The organism is Streptomyces torulosus (assembly GCF_001419765.1).
In the GTDB taxonomy this organism is placed as follows: Bacteria; Actinomycetota; Actinomycetes; order Streptomycetales; family Streptomycetaceae; genus Streptomyces; species Streptomyces torulosus.
The window spans coordinates 1-5,419 of the sequence record NZ_LIRK01000073.1; the positions used below are offsets into that span (position 1 = coordinate 1).

General features: G+C 69.8%; 4 protein-coding genes. 3 read left to right on the plus strand and 1 reads right to left on the minus strand.

Going from position 1 to position 5,419, the window contains the following annotated elements:
* Positions 1-98: 98 nt before the first annotated feature.
* On the minus strand, positions 99-2,006 hold the full coding sequence (locus AOK23_RS06335) for an acyl-CoA dehydrogenase family protein (RefSeq protein ID WP_079049331.1): 1,908 nt from the start codon (positions 2,004-2,006) through the stop codon (positions 99-101).
* Positions 2,007-2,442: 436 nt separating this feature from the next.
* Here AOK23_RS06335 and AOK23_RS06340 point away from each other — a divergent pair, with 436 nt between their 5' ends.
* From AOK23_RS06340 to AOK23_RS06350, 3 genes are all read left to right on the plus strand, one after another.
* Positions 2,443-3,120: a ScbR family autoregulator-binding transcription factor gene (locus AOK23_RS06340; RefSeq protein ID WP_055711755.1), complete on the plus strand. Its 678-nt coding sequence runs from the start codon at positions 2,443-2,445 to the stop codon at positions 3,118-3,120.
* A gap of 95 nt (positions 3,121-3,215) precedes the next feature.
* On the plus strand, positions 3,216-4,445 hold the full coding sequence (locus AOK23_RS06345; RefSeq protein ID WP_055711756.1) for a cytochrome P450 family protein: 1,230 nt from the start codon (positions 3,216-3,218) through the stop codon (positions 4,443-4,445).
* Positions 4,446-4,797: 352 nt separating this feature from the next.
* Positions 4,798-5,419, plus strand: a 622-nt coding sequence (locus AOK23_RS06350; RefSeq protein ID WP_055711757.1) for a ScbR family autoregulator-binding transcription factor, incomplete at its 3' end; no start/stop codon positions are given.

Genomic DNA, 5,419 nt, shown 5'->3' on the forward strand with positions numbered 1-5,419 from the left:
ACGACACCGGGAGCCCGTCCCGGTGGGGACGGGCTCCCGGTGTCGTCGGGTGCGTGCGCTGTGCGGTGCGTGTTGCCGGGTGGTGGCGTGGGCGCCGGTCAGACGGTCGCCAGCGGGGCCCGGTCGTCGGTGTACTGCGTGAGGGGCGTGCCGCCGGCGAGGGGGATGGCGGCCAGGTACTCGGGCGGGAGCGCGAAGGCCTCGACGAGGGTGGTCATGTGGGGGGCGAGGTCGGCGATCACGGTCTCGATGGTCTTGGGGAGGCCGCGTACGTGATCGGCCGTCATGAGACCCTCGGCGAGCAGGTCGCCGGTGTGCTCGCCGATCTGCTTGAGGAGGAACAGACGGCACAGGCTGTGCAGCAGGAACCGGGCCGTCGGCTGGGTCGCCTGCGCGGCCGTCGCGAGGAAGGCGTCCGCCGCCTGGAGACGGGCGTGGGCCGAGACGACCTCCAGGGCGGCGGTCGACGCCTCGTTCCAGCGGCCCACCGGATCCCCGGCGGGGCTCTCGCGCAGGGCGGTACGGGCGCGGGCCTGCCAGATGGACTCGGCCTCCGCGAGCAGACCCCGCAGGAACGCCAGATCGGCGAGTTCCTGGTCCGGGGAGACGGGGCCGAGGTGGCCGCGTTCGACCGTGTCGTGCCCGAAGAGCATCTCGCCGCCGGCCTTGAGCCAGACGACAAGATTGTCGCCCTCCGCGGTGATCGCGCTCTCCAGGTCCTGCTGGAGCTCCGAGAGGCCGTTGACCCGGAACAGCCCTTGCGCGCCGCAGCGTTCCCGGCACTCGAGCGTGATGTCCCGCGCCTCCCAGGTGATCCAGCCCTTGGCGATGGCCACCAGACGCTCCACCTCGGCCCGGTCCGCCGAGGTGTGCTCGGCCCACCGGGTCACCACGTGGCGGTGCAGGAACGTCATCGCGTACCCGGTGGCGAGGGCGTGCAACAGCCGTCCGTGGTGGCTGCGGTGCGCGGCGAGCGGCAGCCGCTGCCCGGACTTCGGCCCGCTGATGTGGCGCCGGTGGGCATGCCGTACGGCGATGGCGAGCGCCGTACGGGACACCCCGATCGCGGCGGCGCTCATGCACAGCTTGCCCGTGGTCACCCGGCCGATGGAGCGCAGGAACCTCTTGCGCCGGCTGCCCACACTGCTGGTCACCGTGCCCTCGGGGGAGAGCTGGCCGTGCTCGGCCTCCAGCAGCGCCTCCCGCGGCAGCCACACACGGTCGAAGGAGGTGAGGCAGTGGTCGACCGAACTGCCGAGCTTCGGCGGCAGCGCGCGGACCGTGATGCCGGGCAGGTGCCCCACCTCGTCGCTGAGCGGCACCAGGAAGAGGAAGACCCCCTTGTCGTTGCCCTCGACCATCAGCCGTGCGGCCACCAGGGCGCTCTTGGGGCCCCCGACCAGGCTGGTGTTGGGCATGAACTTCTGGGCCCCCGGGTGCGGGGTGTCGAGGACGAAACCGCCGGTGGCCGGGTCCAGCGTCGCGGTGGTCTCCATGGCGGCCGCGTCGTTGCCGTGATCCAGTTCCGTGCAGAGGAACGTGCCCGTGCGGTTCATCGACACGTACTCCGACAGATCGTGCCGGTAGCCGTCGTGGTCGACGAAGCTGCCCAGGAACAGGTTGTAGTGGATGCCCGACAGGGTGCCGAGGGCACCGTCGACGAACCCCGTCCACTCATGCAGGCTGGCGAGCATCCGAGGGTCGGAGGCCAGGGTCTCCGGGTTGTCGACCGCGTCGTTGACCAGGCGGAGCCGGTCGTACGACAGCGCCGTGCGCTCGTCCGGTGAGAGTCCCGGGCGGTAGGCGAACGCCTCACCGCTGACGAGGGTGCGCCAGGTGTCGTGGACACGGGCCCGGTCCTGCTGGTCGAAGAGCAGGTGGGTCAGTTCCTCGGCGGCTGTTCTCTCACCGTCGTGGCCGACTGGAGGTGGATTCGAAGCAACGCGGTCGGTTTTCTGCGCGTCTGTCTTGGCAGAGGCAGACGTGTCGAGCGTGAGCAAGGTCATGGTCACGACCTCTTCCCCCTGATTAGAGCCCAGTAGTTGGGATCACAGGCTTCAGAAGATACGAACCAACCGGTTTTTATTCAAGACGTCTTTTGCTGGTTCCTGACTCCTTGACGCGACCTTGACGCTGGACGGCCATGGGCGGGCACGGGAGTAAGCGGTATCCATCGGGCGTCAACTTCTACGCCGCTGGCCTGCAAAGATGGCGATCCAGCCGAGAGATCGAGGGCGATGGAAGGGGTCCTGCGGGCAGGGTTGCAAAACAGGGCGCTCGGTCTTATTCTCGGTCTCGCCAGTCGGTTTTGAGGCTCCGCAGCCCGGAGTCCGACCGGACCGCAAAGCCTTCGGCTTGCTCAGGTACTACAGAGCGTTACCTTCTGATATCATACGTACCTGACGGTATTTTTCGCTTACGGGGGGCGTACGGAGGTGTGTGGTGGCGCGGCAAGAGCGAGCGATCCGGACGCGGGAGAAGATTGTCGTCGCGGCCGCCGCGGTGTTCGACGAAGTCGGATACGAGGCGGCGACCATCTCCCAGATCCTCAAGAAGGCCGAAGTCACGAAGGGCGCGCTGTACTTCCACTTCGCCTCGAAGGAGGAACTCGCGCAGGAGGTCCTGGCCAAGCAGGTCAGTGCCGTGCCCGCCGTCCAGGAGCAGGACCTGAGGCTCCAGTCGGCGATCGACGAGGCGCTGCTGCTGGCACATCTGCTCAGCACCGGTGACCCGCTGGTGCGCGGCAGCGTCCGGCTCACCGTGGAGCAGGGTGCCCTGGACGGCCTGGACCGCCAGGTGCCCATGCAGGGCTGGGTGGATCGCTCGGAGGGGATGTTCGCCCGGGCCAAGGCGGACGGTGAACTGCTGCCCGACACGGATGTGGCCTCCATCGCCAGGGTGTTCGTGGGCTGCTTCACCGGAGTCCAGGTGCTGTCACACATCCTGACGCAGCATCAGGACATGGTGGAGCGGGTGTCCGACCTGTACCGGCATCTGATGGCCTCCATCGCGGTCCCCGGCGTGCTCGTACGCCTCGACTTCTCGCCCGCGAGGGCGGAACACGTGTGGAACACCGCGCGGGCACAGGCCCGGGCGGGAGAGGAAGTCGCGCTCGGCTGAGCGCGCACGATTCACGGCGTGCCACGGGCGCCGTTCAGCCGGACGCGGGAACTGCCCAGTGCGATACCGACCGACCGAACGGAGAGCACCGTCTGATGGAAACGATCGCCTGCCCTTACGCCCTGGACCCCGCGGCGCGAGACCTGGCCGGAGAGGCCGCCGCGCTGCGGGAACGGGGATCGGTCGCCCGGGTGAGCCTGCCGGGCGGAGTGCCGGCCTGGGCCGTCAACCGCCATCGGTACATCAAGCAACTGCTCGCCGATCCACGTGTCTCGCGGGACCCCCGGCGGCACTGGCCCCCCTACCGTGACGGGCTGATCACCGAGGAGTGGCCCCTTTACCCGTGGGTGTCCGCGACGACCATGCTCTTCTCCTACGGAGCCGAGCACACCCGGCTGCGCAGACTGATCGCCGGCGCGTTCACCACCCGGCGGACCGAGCTGCTCAGACCGTGGGTGCAGGAGATCTCCGCCGGGCTCACCGACGACCTGGCCGCCCTGCCCGCGGGCCGGGAGACCGATCTGCTGACCTCGTACGCCGCCCTGTTGCCCATGGGGGTGATCTGCGAACTCTTCGGTGTGCCCGACGAGTTCCGGCGCCCCCTGGCCGTCGCCATCAGCACTTCGGTCAGCGCCTCGGCCACCCCGCAGGAGATCAACGCCGCCCGGATACGCATCGGCGAGATGCTGGCCGAACTCGTCACCGCCAAGCGGGCCCGGCCCGCGGACGACCTCACCTCCGCGCTGATCGCCGCACGGGACGACGACGACCAGCTCAGCGAGAAGGAACTGGTCGACAGCCTCTACCTCATGATCGCCGCCGGCCTGGAGACCACGACCGGCGTGATCTGCAACGCCGCCGCCGCGCTGCTCGACCACCCCGAGCAGCTCGCCCACATCCGCTCCGGCCGCGCGAGCTGGACCGACGCCGTCGACGAGACCGTCCGCGTACACAACCCCGCCGCGTACATCCCGCTGCGGTTCGCCGTCGAGGACATCACGCTCGACGACGGCGTCACCATCGAGCGGGGCGACGCGATCATCGTCAACTTCGCCGCGCCCGGCCTCGACCCCGAGCGCTACGGGGACGACGCCGCGGCCTTCGACCTCCTGCGCACCGACCGCGACTCCCTCGCCTTCGGCCACGGCGTCCACCGCTGCCTCGGCATGCCCCTCGGGCGGATGGAGGCGGCCATCGCCCTGGAAGCACTCTTCGGCAGGTTCCCCGAGATGCGGCTCGCCCGCCCGGTGGCGGACCTCCCTCCCATGCCGACCTTCCTCTTCAACGGGTACGCCTCCCTGCCGGTGGTACTCCGCCCCGAGTGAACCGGCGCCCCCGAGAGGGGCGTTGACCCGGACGAAAGTGATGCGCCCCGCGGCCGACTCCGGCCGCGGGGCGCCGTCGTGTGCGGTGGCGGTCGTGGGGTGGTCGGGTGTGGAGTGCCGGCGTGTGGCTTTTCGGCGTTTCCTGGGGAGGGGTGACGAATTCGAGGCGCTCTCGAGTCCGTATACATACCGTCATGATCAGTACACCTACAGTCGACTTCATTCAGAGGCCATCTAGAAACCGCTGAGGCGGTTTGATAATCTCTTTACGCACGGGAATGGGCGGCAGGCCCAGCGGGGGCATCCCGGGCACAGGTCCGCACTGGTCCCCTGCGTAGTAACGGAGCGCCCCATGGCCAAACAGGAGCGCGCGGTGCGCACGCGTAACGCGCTCATCGAGTCCGCCGCCGAGCTGTTCGACCGGGAAGGCTTCGAAACGGCGTCCCTGTCCATGATCAGCGCCAGGGCCGGGGTCAGCAGCGGGGCGCTGCACTTCCACTTCGCCAGCAAGGCGGACCTCGCCGACGCGGTCGGTCAGGCGGCGGCCCTGCGACTGGGCCGGATCACCACCCAGGACGCCGGCGACACGTTGCAGTCCCTCATCGACGCCACCTACGCCCTGGTGCGGGCGCTCGGCCATGACGCCGTCCTGCGCGCCGGGTTCGACCTCGGCGACGGGTCCGGCCGGGTGCGCTCCGGCGCCGGGCTGCGCCGGGCCTGGCAGGAGTGGGTGGAGGAAGTGCTGACCAAGGCGGATATGGAGGGGGCCCTCGCGCACGGGGTCTCCGCGGAGGACGCGGCCGCCGTGGTCGTCGCCGCGACCGCCGGCCTCGAGTCCCTCGGCCGGCACGATCCGCGCTGGCTCACCCCCGACTCCCTGTCCCGCTTCTGGCGACTGCTGCTGCCCCGGGTGGCGTGTACGTCCACGCTGGGGACGCTGCGGCCGTCGGGGAGTGGGGGGATGCGGCGGGGTG

Coding starts and splice junctions, on each gene's coding strand:
- AOK23_RS06335 (WP_079049331.1), bottom strand. CDS start 2,006: ATGACCTTGCTCACGCTCGACACGTCTGCCTCTGCCAAGACAGACGCG.
- AOK23_RS06345 (WP_055711756.1), top strand. CDS start 3,216: ATGGAAACGATCGCCTGCCCTTACGCCCTGGACCCCGCGGCGCGAGAC.